We start from the raw sequence: 19,385 nt of genomic DNA, 5'->3' as shown, positions 1-19,385 counted from the left end.
AATGAAGCTCGCGACCCGATTGACGCTGTTGTGCGGATCAGCGGTGCTGGCCGTCATCCTGGCCAACACGCTGTTCACCGTTCAGACCAACCGGATCTCCGCCTTCTACGAGGAGCGTTCGCAGGCCCGGGAAGCCCAGGTCGACGCGCTGGACATCGCACGGGACCTGCAGACCTTCATCGCCACCTACAACGAGCTGCTCTTCGCCACCGAGCCGGCCCGGCGAGCCCAGATCGTGACGACGGTGCGCGAGGTCGGATCCTCGATCAGCGACGAACTCGCCCAGGCGGCCGCCGAGGCCGCCGACGCCAACGTCCGGACGCTCTACCGCCAGGCCCTGACCACGTGGGACTCCTTCCGCGCAGAGAACCAGGCGGACGCGGGGCCGCCACTGGACGCCGCCACCGCGGCAGAGGAGGCCGGCAGCCTGGATCGGGAGTCGGCGACGCTGGAGGATCAACTCCGCCAAATCGAGGAGGAGACCCTCCGAGCCGTCGGCGAGGCGAACGCTCGGGCGGCGCACGCCATCAGCGCGAGCCGGACCCTGCTGTGGAGCTTCGCCAGCGCGATCGTTGCCGTGCTGGGCGTGCTGATGTTCCTGACCAGTCGCAACATCCACCGCACGGTGACCACAGCGGCCGCCGAGAGCGAGAAGTCCCGCCGCTCCAAGGAGATCCAGGCCGACCTGATGACCGAGGTGCAGGGGGTCGACGATGCGGCGGCCGCGGGCAAGATCATCGTGTCACGCACCGCCGAGGCCGTCGGGGCCAAACACGGCGCCCTGTATCTCCACGCCCCCGACGACCCCGGGCGCTTCACGCTCACCGCGTCCTATGCGTTCCACCGCCGCAAAGGTCTGCCGTCCTCGTTCGGACTCGGCGACGGGCTGGTCGGTCAGTGCGCGCTGGAGGACACCAGAATCGAAGTGACCGACGCGCCCGGCGATTACGTCGAGATCGTGTCCGGGCTGGGCAAAACGGCGCCGGTGTCGCTGATCCTGATTCCGGTCCGCTTCGAGTCGAAGGTGCTCGGCGTGCTCGAACTCGCCGGGTTGCGCCTGTTCGACGCCGACGACATCGACCTGTTGGAGAGCATCGCCCTCGGTGCCGGCGTGGCGCTCAGTGCGATCGAGGCGGCGCAACAGACGCGAGAACTGCTGCGGGTGTCCCAAGCCCAGACCGAGGAACTGCAGACCCAGGAAGAGGAACTGCGCGCGGCCAACGAGCAACTGCTGCAGCGCGAAGACATGTTGTCGGCGCAGAACGCCGAACTCGAGGAGACCACCGAGGAATTGCGTTCGCAGCGTGAAGAACTCAAGGCGAGTTCGGAACGGCTCGAACAGCAGGCCCAGTCGCTGGAGCAGAAGAACCAGGAGTTGCAGCGGCTCAGCACATCGCTGGAGGTCAAGGCCGAGGAACTGGCCGTCTCGTCGCGGTACAAATCCGAATTCCTGGCCAACATGTCCCATGAATTGCGCACCCCGCTCAACAGCATCCTGATCCTGGCCGGGTTGCTCGCCGAATCCGACGAGCCGATCAGCGCCAAACAACGCGAATTCGCCGACACCATCCAGCAATCCGGCAAGGATCTGCTCAACCTCATCGACGAGGTGCTCGACCTCGCCAAGGTCGAATCGGGATCGCTGCGGCTGGAGAGCGAAACGATCCGTACCGCCGAACTGGTCAGCTTCATGGAACGCACCTTCGTCCCGGTCGCCGAGCACAAGGGCATCACCTTCCGCGTCGAGGTCGACGAGGCCGCCCCACCGGCACTGACCAGTGACTTCACCCGGGTCAAGCAGATCGTCAAGAATCTGGCGGCCAACGCCGTCAAGTTCACCCACGAAGGTTCGGTGACGGTCCGGCTCGCCGGTGCGCGTGATCTCTCCGGCGCCCCGGGCGATGAGTATCTGGCCATCGCCGTGGTGGACACCGGCATCGGAATCGACGAGCAGGATCACAACCTGGTCTTCGAGTCCTTCCAACAGGCCGCACGGGGCTCGACCAGGCAGTACGGCGGGACCGGTCTGGGTCTGGCGATCAGCCGAGAGCTCGCCCGCCAGCTCGGCGGCGACATCACCCTGCGCAGCGCACTCGGCGAGGGCTCGACGTTCACCTGCTATCTGCCCACCGGGGATGCGCCGACACCGGTGACCGGACCCGAGACACCGGCGGCGACACCGCGCCCCACCCCGCCCGCCATCGCCGCCACCCCGGCTCCCGCGGCGACCAACGGGAAAGTCAACGGCGGGGTCGGCGGGGTCGACCACGACGACGTCGACACGTCGTCGGTGTCCTGGCCAACGGGCAGCCGTCCAGTGCTGCTGATCGTGGAGGACGACCCCACCTTCGCCGGCATGCTGGCCGAACTCGCCGACGAGGCCGGATTCGACGCGGTGGTCACCCCCAGCGGCCGGATGGCGCTGGCACTGGCCAAGCAGCGACAGCCCGCGGCAATCACATTGGACATCGGCCTACCCGATATGGCGGGGTGGGTGGTGCTGGATGTGCTCAAACACGATCTCGCCACCAGGCACATCCCCGTCAACGTCGTCTCCGGGACCAACGACGACGGCCGTGGCCGGCGGATGGGCGCCATTCAGACGCTGAGCAAACCCGCCGGGCTGTCGGAGCTGCGGTCGATGTTCACCACCATCACCGATTTTCTGCGGCCCGGCCCGCGGCACGTCCTGGTCGCCGAGGACGACGCCAACCAACGCCAAGTGGTCAAGCACATGATCGAGAGCGACGACATCGCGATCACCACTGTGAGCAACGGCGAACAGGTGCTCACCGAATTGGCCGGTCCGACCTCCTATGACTGCCTGGTGCTGGATCTGGGCCTGCCCGACATCGACGGCATCGACCTGATCGAGCGGATCAAGGACCAGCTCAAGGAGAAGAGCCTGCCGGTGATCGTGCACACCGGGCGCGAACTCAGCGCGGCGGAGACCGAACGTCTCGAGGCGCTCGCCGCCGCCATCGTGCTCAAGAACGCGAAATCCCCCGAGCGGCTGCTCGACGAGACGGCGCTGTTCCTGCATCGGGTGGCCACCGACATGCCGGATTCCGCGCGCCAGATCCTGTCGGATTCCAAACGGGTCGACGAGTCGCTGGAGGGTCACACGGTGTTGCTCGTCGACGACGACGTCCGCAACGTGTTCTCGCTCGGCAGCGCCCTGAAGCGTTACGGCATCACGGTGCTGCCCGCCCGCGACGGACAGGCCGGACTGGACACCCTGGCCGCTCACCCGGAGGTGGGTCTGGTGCTGATGGACATCATGATGCCGGTGATGGACGGGTACGAGGCGATGCGCCGGATCCGGGCCGAAAGCCGCTGGCGGAATCTGCCCATCGTGGCGCTCACCGCGAAAGCGATGAAGGGCGACCGGCAGAAGTGTCTGGACGCCGGCGCGTCGGACTACGTCACCAAACCCGTCGACATGGATCAACTCACCTCGGTGCTGCGGGTCTGGCTGGGCAGCCGGCCGCGGGAGCAGCCCGAAAGCTCCGACAGCCGATGAAGGTGCCTGCGGAAGTCCCGAATCCGGCACGTACCAGGGGATTGGCCGCGATCGAGGCGGACGCGTTCTTCTACACCGTGTTCGAATATCTCGGGTACGACTTCCGCCACTACAGCGACGCCTCGAGGAACCGGCGCCTGGCGGTGTTCGTGAACCGCCATGCCCTGGGCACGATCTCACAGGCGCAGAGCCGGATCCTGCGTGAGCCCGACTTGCTGGCCGACTTCTTGGCGACGATGACGGTGAATGTGACCGAGATGTTCCGCGACCCCGAGGTGTTCGCCGAGATCCGGGCCGAGGTGCTCCCGCGCCTGGCCACCTATCCACGGATCCGGATCTGGGTGGCCGGGTGCGCAACCGGCGAGGAGGCCTATTCGATGGCCATCCTGCTCGACGAGGCAGGTCTGCTGGAGCGCAGCACCATCTACGCCACCGACATCGACAACGACTCACTGCGCCGGGCGACCGCGGCGATCTATCCGGCCGACGACATGGTTCGCGCCACCCGCAACTATCAGTCCAGCGGCGGCCGGCGGCCGTTCTCCGACTGGTATGTCGCCAGATACGACCGGTGCATCCTCAGCCCGCAGCTGCGGTCGCGGTTGGAGTTCTTCTCCCACAACCTCGCCACCGACAGTGCGTTCGGCGAATTCAACCTGATCATGTGCCGCAACGTCTTCATCTACTTCGAGGCGACCCTGCAGCGCCGCGCCGAACTCCTGTTCGCCGAAAGTCTGTCCTCCTTCGGCAATCTCGTGATCGGACCGCGGGAAAGCCTGACCGCAGAAGGGTTGCGGCTGTTCTCCCCGCTGAACCGACGGCAGGGCATTTATGTGGCGAATCAGACCCACCGTGCCCGGCCCTGAGGTCATCGTCATCGGCGGTAGCGCCGGGGGGATGAAGGCGGTCCAGGGGATCTTCTCCACCCTCACCGGGATCGGTGACAGCGTCGGGATCGTGGTTCTGCACCGTCCGCCCACCCACTCGCCGCTGACGGCGGTGTTGCAGAGCTACACCCGCATCCCGATCCGGGAGCCCGACGACAGCCCGTCGGAATGTCCGCCCGGTACCGTCACGGTGGCACCCGCCGGATACCACCTCCTGCTGGGCCGGCGCCGCAGGTTGTCCAGCGATCCACAGTCACCGGTCGCGCCGTATGTCGACGAGCCGGGCGTCCGGGCCCATCTGAGCCTGGAGGCCCCGGTGGCGTACTCCCGCCCGTCCATCGATGTGACGTTCGGCGCCGCGGCCGAATTCGCCGATTCGGTGGTGGCGGTGCTGTTGTCATGCGCGAACGAAGACGGCGCCGCCGGATGCGCGGCCGTGCAAGCCGCCGGGGGTCGCGTGGTGCTGCAGGATCCGGCGACGTGCGAGGCGGCCGTCGCGGTGAACGCCGCGCTGCGCCGGGTCGACCCCGATCACATCGCCGACCCGCGGGGCATCGGCGAATGGCTGACCGCGGTCGTCGCGCGCACGGCCGGCTAACCGGTCGCCGGCACCCAGTTTCCGTGGAATCCCGCCGGAACCCGATGCGGCAGTTGCACTCTGGCGACGTCTGCGAGGGTTTGCGCGTCGAGGATGGCCAACGCGCTGCGGTCGGCAGCGCGGTCGTACACGTATCCCATGACGACGCCCTCATCCTCGCCGGCCTCCGGCGTCGACGGTTCGAAGACGAACTCGCCCACCACATTTCCCGGGCCGAAGGACCGAGTCACCGTACCGCCGCCGACCAGGTCGTGTTTGACCAGGGTGTCATCGCCGGAGCCGCCCCGGCCGACGGTCGGCGCGTACCCGTAGCGGTGGCGCTTGCCCACCCGCCGTTCGTCGACCCGCGGGAACTCCTGCGCGCGGTCGTCGATGCGCGATTCGCGCACCTTGCCGTCCACCAGGTCCACCGTCCAGCGGTCCAGCGTCGGCGGCCCCTCGTTGGGACCCAGGCGGTCGGTGTCGAACATCTTCGGGTGGCGGATGACGTCGAGCACCACCGAGTCACCGTCGTCGTAGGCGTTCATCGGGTGGAAGACGTAGCAGGGCTCGACCTCGAACCACCGCACGTCGGCTGAACCGCCGTCTCGCGGCATCACCCCGACCCGGGCCGGATACCGCGGGTTCCAGGAATACGGGAACCGCCGATCGGCGGTCCTGGCCGCGGGCTGTCGCGAGCTCAGCGGTTCAGGTATGCGCACCCGTCCGATCAACGCGGACAACAGGAGTCGCGCGGGCAGCCGCAGTCCGCGCGGCACCGTCATCTCGGTGGCCTGGCGGACGTCGAAGGTGACGGGCAGATCGTAGAAGACGACGTGTCGTTCGGTCAGCGAGAAATCGTGCATCATCGGGCTACCGGTGACCTCGATGTCCACGGTGCGCCTGGCTCGGCCGTCGACCCCGATCACCGAGTACTGCACGGTGTTTCCGCGCCGCATGCTGTAGGACACCGCATGCAGCTCGCCGGTGTCCGGATCGCGTTTGGGGTGGGCGGTGTACCCGCCGGTGAGCGTCCCGTCGAAGTCGCACACCCCGACGGTGTCGAGTTCGTCGGTCAGCTCGTAGTTCGCCAGGCCGGATTCGATCAGGGCCAGCGTCCGGCCGGCGTGTCCGATGACGTTGGTGTTGGCTGCGATCGGCGAGCCGCCGAAATGGCCGGCGGGCGGGCGTTCTCCGAGAGCTCGGGCCGCCTGCGGACCGCGCACCCACCGGTTGCGGTACCACTCGGCCCTGCCGTCGCGCAGGCGGATGCCGTGCACCATGCCGTCCCCGATGAACCAGTGATACAGCTCGGGGTCGACCTCCCCGATCGGATTCGGGCCGTTCCGCAGATAGCGGCCGTCGAGGTGGGCGGGGATCGTCCCCTGCACCTCCAGATCGCCGAGCGTGTACTCCTGCGTGATCGGCGCGAAGACGTCCGTCAGATACCGGTTGGTCATGCCGCCCCCTATAACAGTGTTATGACTGCGTCCGGTATAACACCGTTATGACAGGATGGCAAGGTGGCCGACCCGAAAACCCAGATCGTCGACGCCGGCATCCGCATCCTCGAACGTGACGGCCTGGCAGCGCTGAGCGCACGGAAGCTGGCCACCGAGACCGGCACCTCGACGATGGCGGTGTACACCCACTTCGGCGGGATGACCGGGGTGATCGACGCGATCGCCCGCGCAGCGTTCGCCCGCTTCACCGAGGCGCTGACCGAGGCGGCGCACACCGACGATCCGGTCGCGGACTTCATCGTGCTCGGAATCCGTTATCGCGAGTTCGCGCTGGCCCATCCGCAGCGGTATCAGATGATGTTCGGCACGTCGGCGGAGTCGCTGAACCGGCACCACGCCGACCTGACCACGACCGGGACGGCCAGCAGCCGCGCCGAGTTCCGGGTGTCCTTCGACGCGCTCCTCGACGTGGTGGCCAGGATGATCGCGGCCGGCCGCATCCGCGACGACGGCGTGTCGGTGGTCGCCGGGCGGCTGTGGAGCATCGCGCACGGTGCGGTGCTGCTGGAGATCGCCGGCTTCTTCGGCCACCAGGACCACGGTCTGAGCCAGATCCTGGCGCCGACGATCTTCGACACCCTCGTCGGCCTGGGCGATGCGCGCGAACGGATCGACCGATCGCTCGAATCGGCGTTGGAGCGGCTCGGACGGACCTGATCGGCCCCGTGGGATCAGTCGCGGGTCAGCACGCCGTCGATCCGGCGCCACAATCGGTCCGGATTGCCGTCGGCGACCGGCGTGGGCAGCAGCGGCGCGGGTGCGTCCTGGTAGCAGACCGGCCGCAGGAACCGTTCGATCGCCCGGGATCCCACCGAGGTGGTCCGGGAGTCCGAGGTGGCCGGGAACGGGCCGCCGTGCACCATCGCGTGGCTCACCTCGACACCGGTCGGCCATCCGTTGAAGACGATCCGACCGGCCTTGAGTTCCACGATCGCCAGTAGCTCAGCGGCCTGCGCGAGATCGGAGTCGTCGGTGTGCAGTGTGGCGCTGAGCTGGCCCTCGAGATTCGCGGCGACGCGCTTCATCTCCTCGACGTCGGCACACCGCACGATCAGGCCGGACGCGCCGAAGACCTCGGCCTGTAGCGACGGCGAGCCGAGCAGACGGGTGGCGTCGGTGCTGAACAGCGCTGCCCGGCAGGAGACAGCCGCGCCGCCGTCGGCGCCACGGGCGACCACATCCGCCTGCGCCGAGAGCGCGTCGACCCCGGCGCGGTAGTTCTCGGCGATCGCCGGGGTCAGCATCGCGGTGGCCGCCGATGCGCTCAGGGCATCGGCGGCGGCGGTGACGAAGGCGTCGAGGCCGGGGCCGTCGACCGCGACGACCAGTCCGGGGTTCGTGCAGAACTGCCCGGACCCCAGGGTGAGGGAGCCGACGAACCCCCGGCCCAGCTCGTCGGCGCGGCGCGCGAGCGCCCCGGCGAACAGGAACACCGGGTTGACCGAACTCATCTCGGCGTAGACCGGAATCGGTTCTCGGCGGCGGGCCGCGGCCTGAACCAGGGCCAGTCCGCCGGCCCGTGACCCGGTGAATCCGACGGCTTTGATCCGCGGATCGCTCACCAGCGCGGTGCCCAGCTCCTGCGGAACGTAGAGCAGCGAGAAGACCCCGGCCGGGACCGCGGTGTCGGCGACGGCGGCGGTGATCGCCCGCCCGACGAGTTCGGCGGTTCCCGGGTGGGCGTCGTGGGCCTTGACCACGACCGGGCAGCCCGCCGCCAGCGCCGATGCCGTATCGCCCCCGGCGACGGAGAAGGCCAGCGGGAAGTTGCTGGCACCGAAAACGGCCACCGGGCCCAGCGGCACCATCCGCTGACGCAGATCGGGGCGCGGCAGCGGTGACCGGTCGGGCCGGGCGGTGTCGATGCGGGCGCCGTTCCAACTGCCCTCGCGCAGGACGTCCGCGAACAGCCGCAGCTGGCCGCAGGTTCGGCCGACCTCACCGCTGAGCCGCGCTTCGGGCAGGCCCGATTCTGCGTGCGCGCAGGCGACGAGCGCATCGCTGATCGCGGCGATGTTGTCCGCGATCGCCTCGAGGAAGACCGCCCGCTGCTCAGCGGGCAGCTGGCGATAACGGGGGAACGCCTCGGCGGCGGCAGCGCAGGCGGCGTCGACGTGCGACGCGTCGCCGTAGCGGTAGGCCGGTTCGAGGTCGGCGCCCCTGGTCGGATCGAAGCCACGGATCTCGGGCCCCGGCCCGCGCACCTCGGCGCCGGCGATGAGCAGGTGACCGGTCGGTGCGGTCCCGGCGATCAACGGGAGTCGAACTTGGTCGGCGACTCGTCGGCCTGCTGCTGGCCGGATTCGGCGGAATCATCGCCGGCGATGGCTTCCTTGACCTCCGAGGTCTCCTGCGCGGACTGACCGCGCGTCTTCCACAGGCTCAGCACCGTGGTGAGGATCAGCGTCACGACGATGACGCCCAGGCTGAGCAGCGTGTTGATCTCGGGCACCGGGACGTGCTCACCGCCGTTGATGAACGGCAGCTCGTTCTCGTGCAGCGCGTGCAGGAACAGCTTCACACCGATGAAGGCCAGCACGAACGCCAAACCGTAGGACAGGAACACCAGGCGCTTGAGCAGCCCGCCGAGCAGGAAGAACAGCTGCCGCAAACCCATCAGGGCGAACACGTTGGCGGTGAACACCAGGTACGGCTCCTGGGTCAGACCGTAGATCGCTGGAATGGAGTCCAGCGCGAAGATCAGATCGGTGGTGCCCAACGCGACGATCACCAGGAACATCGGCGTCATCAGCCGTTTGCCGTCCTGTTTGATCCACAGCTTCAGGCCATCCCACTTGTCGGTCAGCGTCAGGTGGTTGCGGGCGAAGCGGACCACGGCGTTGTCCCCGTCGTCCTCGTGGTCGGAGTCGCGCGCCAGATTCCAGGCGGTGTACACGAGGAACAGGCCGAAGATGTAGAACACCCAGCTGAACTGCTCGATGGCCACCGCGCCGAGCGCGATGAAGATGCCGCGGAAGATCAGCGCCAGGATGATGCCCACCATCAGCGCTTCCTGCTGATACTTCTTCGGCACGTTGAAGCTGGCCATGATGATGATGAAGATGAACAGGTTGTCCACCGACAGGCTGTACTCGGTGAGCCACCCGGCGAAGAACTCGACGCCGAAGTCGTGTCCGTGGAAGATCCACACCCAGATGCCGAAGACGATGGCGAGCGAGACGTAGACCGTCAGCGCGATCGAACATTCCTTCATCGACGGCTCATGCGGCCGCCGGGCGATCGCGATCACGTCGAACAGCAGCACCGCCACCGTCACGCCGATGGTGATGCCCCATTCGAGGGCGGATACGTTCACTCAAGACCTCCGGTCGTCGAACACGCCGGAGGTCTCTTCCACCGACGCCCACAACAGGCGTCGGCCCGCAGCACCGGTCATCCGATGTCGGATGACGTACTGACGACACCGCGGCGTAGGAATACTCCCCTCCGGAGGCGATTGTGCCTGGCCGCCGACGGCCGGGCCAATCGGCCCTGTGAAAGCGATCAGCGGCGGAGTACCCCGGTTCACAGATTTCCACCACACACCGTCGGTGCGTCACCGCGCCGGACCCCGGCGGTCAGTAGTTTGTACTCGTGACAGACGCGGTTCCCGGCGCCCACGTACCCGAGCAGTACGTTCTCTCGCCCCACGCACCGCAACCCCGCACGCTCATCGACATCCTGGCGGCCACCGCCGCCCGTCACCCGGACGCCCCGGCGCTCGACGACGGCACGGTGCAGCTCACCTACGCCGAATTGCTCGCCGACATCGACGAGAGCGTCGAATGGCTGGCCGCCAGGGGCATCGGCCGGGGCGACCGGATCGGTATCCGCATGCCCTCGGGCAGCTACGCGCTCTACGTCGCGATCCTGGCGACGCTGGCCAGCGGCGCCGCCTACGTCCCGGTCGACGCCGACGATCCCGACGAACGCGCCGAGCTGGTGTTCGCCGAGGCCGGGGTGGTCGCCGTCATCACCGAACGGGGACTCGTCCGCGGGCCGGGCGCCTCCCGCGGCTGGCGGGCCACCGCACCGCTGAGCCGCGACGACGCCTGGATCATCTTCACCTCCGGCTCCACCGGCGTCCCCAAGGGCGTGGCGGTCACCCACCGCAACGCGGCCGCCTTCGTCGACGCCGAGGCCCAGCTGTTCTGCACGGACAATCCGCTGGGCCCGGGCGACCGGGTGCTCGCCGGGCTCTCGGTGGCGTTCGACGCGTCCTGCGAGGAGATGTGGCTGGCCTGGCGCCACGGCGCCTGCCTGGTGCCCGCCCCCCGCTCGCTGGTGCGCAGCGGCATGGATCTGGGGCCGTGGCTGGTGGCGCGCGACATCACCGTGGTCTCGACCGTGCCCACCCTGGCCGCGCTGTGGCCGGCCGAGGCGCTCGAGGCGGTGCGGCTGCTGATCTTCGGCGGTGAGGCCTGCCCGCCGGAGCTCGCCGAGCGGCTGGCCGTGGACGGCCGCGAGGTCTGGAACACCTACGGCCCGACCGAGGCGACGGTGGTGGCCTGCGCGGCGCGCCTGGACGGGCGGTCACCGGTGTCCATCGGGCTGCCGCTACCCGGGTGGGATCTCGCCGTCGTCGACAGCCACGGCGAACCGGTGGCCGACGGCGAGGTCGGCGAACTCGTCATCGGCGGGGTCGGTTTGGCCCGCTACCTCGATCCCGACAAGGACGCCGACAAATACGCCCCGATGCCGACGCTGGGCTGGAGCCGGGCCTATCGCAGCGGCGACCTGGTCCGGCTGCGCCCCGAAGGGCTCTACTTCATGGGTCGCGCCGACGACCAGGTGAAGGTCGGCGGCCGGCGCATCGAACTCGGTGAGGTCGACACGGCCCTGGTCCATCTGCCCGGGGTGAGCGCCGGGGCGGCCGCCGTGCGGCGCACCGCCAGCGGCACCCCGCTGCTGGTCGGATACGTCGCGAGTGCCGATCCGCAGTTCGATCTGGGCGCCGCGCGCGCCGCGCTGGCCGCGGCGCTGCCCGCTGCGCTGGTCCCCCGGCTGGTGCTGCTGGACGAACTGCCCACCCGCACCTCGGGCAAGGTCGACCGCGATGCCCTGCCGTGGCCGGTCGGCGAGCCCCAGGGTGACGCCGCAGACGCCGCGCTCGGCGGCACGATGGGCTGGCTGGCCGGGTTGTGGCGCGATGTGCTCGCCGTGGCGGTCGACGGGCCCGAGGCCGATTTCTTCGCCTCCGGCGGCGGCTCGCTGTCGGCGGCGCAACTGGTGGCGGCGCTGCGAGCGCGCTATCCGCAGGTGACCGTCGCCGATCTCTACGACCATCCGCGACTGGGCTCGCTGGCCGGGTTCCTCGACGAGCTGGCCCCCGCGCCGGAGGTCGTCACCCGCGACGTCCGGCCGATGCCGCGCAGCAGCCAAGCCGCGCAGGTTGCGCTGTCGTTGCCGCTGGCGACGCTGAGCGCGCTGCAGTGGGTGGTGTGGCTGGGGTTGCTCAACAACATGGCCGCCCGCTGGGACCTGGTGTCCTGGGCGGTACCGGTGAACTGGTGGCTGCTGCTGGCCGGTTTCGTGCTGTTCGTGTCCCCCCTCGGGCGGATGGGTATCGCGGCGCTGTTCGCGCGCATGCTGCTCGGTGGCCTGCAGCCGGGCACCTATCGGCGCGGCGGCCCGGTGCACCTGCGGGTCTGGCTGGCCGAGCGGGTCGCCGAGGCGAGTGGCGCCGAGAATCTCGCCGGTGCGCCGTGGATGGTGTATTACGCTCGCGCGCTAGGCAATTCGATCGGCAAAGGGGTCGACCTGCATTCCGCCCCGCCGGTGACCGGCATGCTCAAACTCGGTCACCGCTGTTCGATCGAACCCGAGGTGGACCTCGCCGGGCACTGGATCGACGGCGACCAGTTCCACGTCGGACCGATCGTCGTCGGCAACGATGCGACGATCGGCGCCCGCACCACCTTGCTGCCCGGCGCGGTGGTCGGAAAGAACGCCGATGTGGCGCCGGGTTCCGCGGTGGTCGGCAAGGTGAAGAACGGTCAGTACTGGAAGGGCTCGCCGGCGGTGAAGTCGGGTAAGGCCCGCCACCCATGGCCGGACCGCAGACCACCGCGCGCCCCGGTGTGGGTGGCCGTCTACGGCGTGACGTCGGTGCTGCTCGGCGCGCTTCCGCTGGCCGCGCTCGGCGTCGGTCTGACCGTGATCGGGTGGGCGGTGCGCGGCACGCGGTCGCTGTCCGAGGCGGTGCTCCCCGCATTGCTGTGGGCGCCGGTGGCGACACTGGCCGCGGTGCTGGTCTACGCGATGCTGACGGTCGTCGGTGTGCGACTGCTCTCCATCGGTCTGCGTCAGGGCTACCACCCCGTGCGCAGCCGGGTCGGCTGGCAGGTGTGGGCCACCGAACGCCTCCTCGACGCCGCCCGCACCTATCTGTTCCCGCTCTACGCGAGCCTGCTGACGCCGTGGTGGCTGCGCGTGCTCGGCGCGAAGGTCGGCCGCGACACCGAGATCTCGACCGCGCTGTTCACCCCGAAGTTCACCACCGTCGAAGACGGCGCTTTCCTGGCCGACGACACGATGGTGGCCTCCTATGAACTCGGCGGCGGCTGGATCCACGTCGCCCCCGCGACCATCGGCAAGCGCGCCTTCCTCGGCAACTCCGGGCTCACCCAGCCGGGCCGCCGGGTCCCCGACGACGGCCTGGTCGCCGTCCTGTCGGCGGCCCCGCACAAAGCCAAGGCCGGCTCCTCGTGGCTGGGCAGCCCGCCGGTGCGGTTGCGGCGCAAGCCGACGGCGGCCGACGCGCTGCGCACATTCCATCCGTCCCCGCGGCTCAAGGCGCTGCGCGGTGCCGTCGAGACCTGCCGGTTGATCCCGATGATCGTCACGTTCGCCATCGGGGTCGGGGTGCTGATGTCGTTGCAGGCGTTGATCATCCACCTCGGCTATCCGGTGGCGGCATTGCTCGGCGGGGCGGTGTTGCTGGTGGCCGGCGCCCTCGCCGGGGCCATCGCGGTACTGGCCAAACGGCTGGTGGTCGGCCGGATCGAGGCGATCGAGCATCCACTGTGGTCGTCGTTCGTGTGGCGCAACGAAGTGTCGGACACCTTCGTCGAGACGGTGGCCGGCCCGTGGTTCGCCCGGGCCGCCGCGGGCACGCCGGTGATGAACCTGTGGTTGCGCGGGCTGGGTGCGACGATCGGCCGCGGCGTCTGGTGCGAGTCGTACTGGCTGCCCGAGGCGGATCTGGTCACCCTCGGCGACGGCGCCACCGTGAACCGCGGATGTGTGGTGCAAACCCACCTGTTCCACGACCGGATCATGCGCATGGACACCGTGGTGCTCGAGGCCGGCGCCACCCTGGGCCCGCACTGCGTCGCCCTGCCCGCCGCGCGTGTCGGCGCCGGGGCGACGGTCGGACCGGGTTCGCTGGTGATGCGCGGTGACGAGGTCCCGCCCTCGACCCGTTGGCAGGGCAACCCGATAGCGCCGTGGGATGCGTTGCGCAAGAAGCGCGGCGGCACATCGCCCAAGAAGAAGCCGGCCAAGGGATCGGGGAGCTCCGAAGGTTCCGCCGCGTGAGGGGTTCGAAGAAATCCAGAGGTCCGGTCATCGATCCCTACATCCCCGCGAACGGCAACTTCGGCTACCGCGTGTCCCGCTACGAGCTGGACCTCGAGTACAAGGTGGCGATCAACCGGCTGGCCGGGACGGCCTCGATCACGGCGGTCACCCTGGCGGCCCTGCGGACGTTCACCCTCGACCTGTCGCAACACCTGACCGTGACCAAGGTGTCGGTCAACGGCCGTCGTCCCGCCCAGTTCTCCTGTGCCCAAGGCAAATTGCGGATCACCCTGGCCGCACCGTTGGCCGCCGGCGCGGCCCTGGCCGTGGAGGTGCGCTACAACGGGACACCGCGCCCGGTGCGGTCGATGTGGGGGGACGTCGGTTTCGAGGAGTTGTCCAACGGCGCCCTGGTGGCCGGTCAGCCCAATGGCGCGCCGTCCTGGTTCCCCTGTGACGACCATCCGAGCTCCAAAGCCAGCTACCGCATCCAGATCAGCACCGACAGCCCCTACCGGGCCGTCGCCAACGGCGAGCTGGTGTCGCGCCGGGCGCGGGCCGGGCACACGATGTGGACGTACGAACAGCCCGAACCCACCTCGACGTACCTGATCACGCTGCAGATCGGCATGTACGAGATGCACCGGCTGGCCAAGACGCCGGTCGCGATGCACGCGGTGCTGCCCGACCGGCTGCGCGCCGAGTTCGACCACGACTTCGGCCGGCAGCCGCAGATGATGAAGCTGTTCGTCAAGCTGTTCGGTCCCTATCCGCTGGCCAGTGGCTACACCGTGGTCGTCACCGACGACGACCTCGAGATCCCGCTCGAGGCCCAGGGCATCTCGATCTTCGGCGCCAACCACTGCAGCGGTGACCGCAGCGCCGAACGGCTGATCGCCCACGAGCTGGCCCACCAGTGGTTCGGCAATTCGGTCACCGTGCGCCGCTGGCGCGACATCTGGCTGCACGAGGGGTTCGCCTGCTACGCCGAATGGCTGTGGTCGGAACACGCCGGCGGGCGCAGCGCCGACGAGTGGGCCCGGCACTATCACCGCAAGCTGGCCGACTCCCCGCAGGACCTGGTGCTGACCGATCCCGGGCCGCGCGACATGTTCGACGACCGGGTGTACAAGCGCGGTGCGCTGACCCTGCACGTGTTGCGCGGCGAACTCGGCGACCGGCAATTCTTCGCCCTGCTCAAGGACTGGACCACGCGACACCGGCACGGCACCGCCTTCACCGACGACTTCACCGGACTGGCCGCCGGCTACACGCACGAATCGCTGCATCCGCTGTGGGACGCCTGGCTCTACGCCGAGGAGCTCCCGGATCTGTGACGGACGCGGCGCCGTCGACGGGACCACTCACCCCGGCCACCATGCACAGCGGCGTGGCGCGGGTGGGCTTGGCGTCGGCGCTGGTCGCCGTGTGCGGCTACACCATCATCTATCTGGCCGCCCGCGATCTCGAGCCCGCCGGGTTCTCGGTGTTCGGGGTGTTCTGGGGGGCCTTCGGGCTGGCCAGCGGAGCAGCGAACGGCCTGTTGCAGGAGTCGGCCCGCGAGGTCCGCGAAACCCCTCACGGTCCGGCGGAGCCGGCGCCGCGCACCCGGCCGATGCGCATCGCGGCCGGGGTGGGGCTGGCCGCCGCTGTGCTCATCGCCGGCAGTGCGCCGCTGTGGTCGGCACATGTGTTCGCCGAGTCGGTGTGGTTGTCGGTGCTGCTGCTCAGTGCGGGGCTGGCCGGGTTCTGCCTGCACGCCACCCTGTTGGGGATGCTGGCCGGGCGCAACCGGTGGACCGAGTACGGCGCCCTGATGGTGACCGACGCGGCGATCCGGGTGGCCGTCGCGGCGGCCACCTTCGTCGTCGGCTGGGGTCTGGCCGGGTTCCTGTGGGCGACGGTCGCGGGGGCGGTGTCCTGGTCGATCCTGCTGTTGGCCGCGCCGGCGGCGCGCGCTGCGGCTCGGGTGCGCCCGCCGGGGACCACCGCGGGGTATCTGCGCGGCGCGTTCCACTCGATCACCGCCGCGGGGGCCAGCGCCGTGCTCGTCATGGGCTTCCCGGTGCTGCTCAAGGCGACCTCGGGCGATCTGGGGGCGACCGGCGGTGTGGTGATCCTCGCGGTGACACTGACCCGCGCCCCGCTGCTGGTCCCGCTGACCGCGATGCAGGGCAATCTGATCGCCCACTTCGTCGACCGGCGCGAACAGCGGCTGCGGGCATTGCTGATGCCGACCGGGCTGGTCATGGGCATCGGCGCGCTGGGCGTGCTGGGCGCCGGCCTGATCGGGCCGTGGCTGCTGCGCACGGGTTTCGGGCCCGCCTACGACGCCGACGGCGCCCTGCTGGCCTGGCTCACCGCGGCCGCGGTGGCCATCGCCCTGCTGACGCTCACCGGTGCCGCGGCCGTCGCCGCCGCCCAGCACCGGGCATACTCGTTCGGTTGGGTGGGCGCGACGGTCGCCTCGGTGCTGTTGCTGCTGCTTCCGCTCGGTCTGGAGATCCGCACCGTCGTCGCGCTGCTGTGCGGACCGTTGATCGGGATCGCGGTGCACCTGGCCGCCCTGGCCCGGATGAGATGAGGAGAAGGTCATGACGTGGCTCGTGACAGGCGGGGCCGGCTACATCGGCTCGCATGTCGTGCGCGCGATGCTCGAGGCGGACATTCCGGTCGTCGTCATCGACGACCTGTCGACGGGGCTGCGCCGGTTCGTCCCGGACGCGGTGCCCTTCGTACGCGGGACGCTGCTGGACGCCGATCTGGTGACCGGCACGCTGCGGGATCACTCGGTGCGCGGCGTGGTGCACATCGCTGGCTACAAATACGCCGGGGTGTCAGTGCAACGCCCGCTGCACACCTACGAACAGAACGTGTCGGCGATGGTGATCCTGCTCAAGGCGATGGAGGAGACCGGGGCCGACAAGGTGGTGTTCTCGTCGAGCGCCGCGACGTTCGGCACGCCGCAGGTCGAGCTCGTCGACGAGACCACGCCCACCCATCCCGAATCGCCCTACGGCGAGACCAAGCTCATCGGTGAGTGGCTGCTGCGGGATGCGGGCCGCGCGACCGGTCTGCAGCACACCAGCCTGCGCTATTTCAACGTCGTCGGCTCCGGCTCACCGGAACTGTTCGACGTCAGCCCGCACAACCTGTTCCCGCTGGTGTTCGACATGCTGCTGCGCGGTGAGACCCCGCGCATCAACGGCGACGACTATCCGACGCCCGACGGGACGTGCGTACGCGACTACATCGACGTCTCCGACCTCGCCCTGGCCCATGTCGCGGCCGCGCAGCGCCTGGACGCCGGGCAGGCCGTCGAGCCGGTCTACAACCTGGGCAGCGGCGCCGGAACGTCGGTGCGCGAGATCATGACCGCGATCCGCACGGTCACCGGTATCGATTTCGAGCCGACGATCGTGCCGCGCCGGCCCGGCGATGCCGCACGCATCGTCGCCGCGGGTGGTCTGGCCGAACGGGACCTGGACTGGAAGATGCGCCACTCGCTGGAGGACATGGTGGCCTCGGCGTGGACCGCACGTCAGGCAGCGGGCGGCGACTATCCGGGCTGACCGCGTCGCCTGGGCCGCCGCCGCGCTGATCGCTCTCGCTGCGGCGGTGCGGGCGGTGCTGGCCTTCGGGGGCTACTTCTACTGGGACGACCTGATCCTCATCGGCCGGGCCGGCACCCAGGGGCTGTTCTCCCCTTCCTTCCTGTTCGACGATCACGACGGTCACGTCATGCCCGGCGCGTTCCTGGTGTCCGGGGCGATCGTCCGGATCGCGCCGTTCGGCTGGTGGCTGGCCGCGCTGAGCCTGGTGGCGCTGCAGATGGTGGCGTCACTGGCGCTGTTGCGGGCGCTGCACACGATCCTGCGGTGGCGTCCGGTGCTCCTGATCCCCCTGACGTTCGCGTTGTTCACTCCGCTGGGGCTACCCGGATTCGCCTGGTGGGCTGCGGGTTTGAATTCGCTGCCGATGCTCGCGGCGCTGGCCTGGGTGTGCGCGGACGCGGTGTTGCTGGTCCGCACCGGAAACCGGCGCTACGCGGTGACGGCGGTGCTGGCGTACCTCGGCGCGCTGCTGTTCTTCGAGAAGGCCGCCATCATCCCGTTCGCCGCGTTCGCGATCGCCGCGCTGCTGGCCCATGTCCGCGGGGACCGCGCGGCGGTGGTGACGGTGTGGCGGCGCGCAATGCCGTTGTGGGCGGGCGCTCTGGCGGTGACCGCCGCCTGGATCGGGGTGTACCTGCTCATCGTCGACCAGCGGCGCTGGACGTTGGATCCGGTCATGACCTGGGATCTGCTGGCCCGCTCGATCACCCACGGCATCGTGCCCGGTCTGGTCGGTGGCCCGTGGGACTGGCAGCGCTGGGCGCCCGCGTCGCCGTGGGGCACACCGGGTGTCGCGGTGACGGTCCTGGGCTGGGTGGCGCTGGCGGTGGTCGTCGCGGTGTCGGTGGCGCGCAAGCGGCGGATCGCACCGGTGTGGGCGGCCTTCGCCGGATACGCCGCGGCCTGTCAGGTGCCGATCTACCTGATGCGGTCGTCGCGCTTCACCGCGCTCGAGCTGGCCCAGACGCTGCGGTATCTGCCGGATTTCGTGGTGATGTCGGCGCTGCTGATGGCGGTCGGGTTCTGCGCGCCCAATCGCGACGGGTTCCGGTGGTTGAACGCATCGGCTGCGCGCACGGCGGTGGTGGTGACGGCCGTCGCCGGGTTCGTGGCCAGTAGCGCGTATTCGACCGTGACCTTCTACCGCAGCTGGCGCGACAGTCCGGTGCCGGCCTACATCGCCGATGCGCGGGCCGGGCTGGCCGCCGCGCGGGCGGACTCGGACGCCCCGATGCTCGACCAGGAGGTCGACCCGCTGATCCTGCAGCGGGTGGCCTGGCCGGAGAATCTGGCCAGCCACCTGTTCGCACTGGTCGACGACCGCCCGGAATTCGCCTCGGCGACAACCGATCTGCGCATGCTCGATCGGCAGGGCCAGGTCGTGGACGCCCTGGTGACGTGGGTCCGGGCGATCCGGCCCGGACCGCACCCGCAGTGCGGCTATCTCGTCCAGCCGGATTTCCCGGTGCGGATGCCGCTGGACGGCCCGCTGCTGCCCGCCGATTGGACCGCCGAGATCAACTATCTGGCCAACAGCGACGGCTCGCTGACCATGAGCCTCGCCGAGGGCCCCGAGGTCAGGGTGCCGGTGCGGCCCGGGTTGAACCGGGTGTTCGTGCGGCTGGCCGGGGCCGGGGATGCGCTGAACGTGCGGGCCAACACCGCGGCGCTGTCGGTGTGCATCTCGCCGGGGCCGGTCGGTTTCGTCGCCCCGCGCTGATCTCTCGGCCGCCGCAATTC

12 protein-coding genes are annotated in these 19,385 nt (G+C 69.6%); 9 read left to right on the top strand and 3 right to left on the bottom strand.

Annotated features, from left to right (window positions below):
* The first annotated feature begins 1 nt into the window (after position 1).
* The 3 genes from ACN27E_RS20630 to ACN27E_RS20620 are packed head-to-tail and all read left to right on the top strand — an operon-like array spanning position 2 to position 5,008.
* Positions 2–3,523: a response regulator gene (locus ACN27E_RS20630; protein WP_422744262.1), complete on the top strand. Its 3,522-nt coding sequence runs from the start codon at positions 2–4 to the stop codon at positions 3,521–3,523.
* The gene (locus tag ACN27E_RS20625; RefSeq protein ID WP_422744260.1) at positions 3,520–4,389 is read left to right on the top strand and encodes a CheR family methyltransferase; all 870 of its coding nucleotides are present in this window, start codon (positions 3,520–3,522) and stop codon (positions 4,387–4,389) included. Before ACN27E_RS20630 ends, ACN27E_RS20625 begins: the two co-directional genes overlap by 4 nt.
* The gene (locus ACN27E_RS20620; RefSeq protein ID WP_422744258.1) at positions 4,376–5,008 is read left to right on the top strand and encodes a chemotaxis protein CheB; all 633 of its coding nucleotides are present in this window, start codon (positions 4,376–4,378) and stop codon (positions 5,006–5,008) included. The genes ACN27E_RS20625 and ACN27E_RS20620 overlap by 14 nt, the downstream gene beginning before the upstream one ends.
* Here ACN27E_RS20620 and ACN27E_RS20615 read toward each other — a convergent pair.
* Positions 5,005–6,447, bottom strand: coding sequence for a carotenoid oxygenase family protein (locus ACN27E_RS20615; protein WP_422744256.1), 1,443 nt, complete (start codon positions 6,445–6,447; stop codon positions 5,005–5,007). The genes ACN27E_RS20620 and ACN27E_RS20615 overlap by 4 nt on opposite strands.
* Before the next feature lie 63 nt (positions 6,448–6,510).
* On the opposite strand from ACN27E_RS20615, the gene ACN27E_RS20610 reads away from it, so the two are divergent.
* The gene (locus tag ACN27E_RS20610) at positions 6,511–7,167 is read left to right on the top strand and encodes a WHG domain-containing protein (RefSeq protein WP_422744254.1); all 657 of its coding nucleotides are present in this window, start codon (positions 6,511–6,513) and stop codon (positions 7,165–7,167) included.
* Between the two features lie 14 nt (positions 7,168–7,181).
* Here ACN27E_RS20610 and ACN27E_RS20605 read toward each other — a convergent pair whose 3' ends face one another.
* Positions 7,182–8,765 (bottom strand): aldehyde dehydrogenase (NADP(+)), encoded by a 1,584-nt coding sequence (locus tag ACN27E_RS20605; RefSeq protein WP_422744252.1) that lies wholly within the window; start codon positions 8,763–8,765, stop codon positions 7,182–7,184.
* The gene (locus ACN27E_RS20600; protein ID WP_422744250.1) at positions 8,762–9,826 is read right to left on the bottom strand and encodes a TerC family protein; all 1,065 of its coding nucleotides are present in this window, start codon (positions 9,824–9,826) and stop codon (positions 8,762–8,764) included. Before ACN27E_RS20600 ends, ACN27E_RS20605 begins: the two co-directional genes overlap by 4 nt.
* A gap of 278 nt (positions 9,827–10,104) precedes the next feature.
* Here ACN27E_RS20600 and ACN27E_RS20595 point away from each other — a divergent pair, with 278 nt between their 5' ends.
* From ACN27E_RS20595 to ACN27E_RS20575, 5 genes are read left to right on the top strand one after another with little or no spacing between them, the layout of a single operon-like run.
* Positions 10,105–14,049 carry a Pls/PosA family non-ribosomal peptide synthetase gene (locus ACN27E_RS20595; protein ID WP_422744249.1) on the top strand — a complete coding sequence of 1,315 codons (3,945 nt, stop codon included), beginning with the start codon at positions 10,105–10,107 and terminating at the stop codon, positions 14,047–14,049.
* The gene (locus ACN27E_RS20590) at positions 14,046–15,368 is read left to right on the top strand and encodes a M1 family metallopeptidase (protein WP_422744247.1); all 1,323 of its coding nucleotides are present in this window, start codon (positions 14,046–14,048) and stop codon (positions 15,366–15,368) included. The genes ACN27E_RS20595 and ACN27E_RS20590 overlap by 4 nt, the downstream gene beginning before the upstream one ends.
* A 41-nt stretch (positions 15,369–15,409) precedes the next feature.
* Complete coding sequence (locus ACN27E_RS20585) at positions 15,410–16,615, top strand: hypothetical protein (RefSeq protein WP_422750011.1); 1,206 nt, start codon at positions 15,410–15,412, stop codon at positions 16,613–16,615.
* A gap of 10 nt (positions 16,616–16,625) precedes the next feature.
* Positions 16,626–17,603: a UDP-glucose 4-epimerase GalE gene (gene galE / locus ACN27E_RS20580; protein ID WP_422744245.1), complete on the top strand. Its 978-nt coding sequence runs from the start codon at positions 16,626–16,628 to the stop codon at positions 17,601–17,603.
* A complete protein-coding gene (locus ACN27E_RS20575; RefSeq protein WP_422750009.1) occupies positions 17,593–19,365 on the top strand; it encodes a hypothetical protein in 1,773 nt (590 codons plus the stop codon). Before galE ends, ACN27E_RS20575 begins: the two co-directional genes overlap by 11 nt.
* Positions 19,366–19,385 lie beyond the last annotated feature (20 nt).

It is taken from the genome of Mycobacterium sp. WMMD1722, assembly GCF_049315205.1.
In the GTDB taxonomy this organism is placed as follows: Bacteria; Actinomycetota; Actinomycetes; order Mycobacteriales; family Mycobacteriaceae; genus Mycobacterium.
Note: the sequence above shows the minus strand (reverse complement) of the source record. Positions and strands in the feature narration are given on the sequence as shown.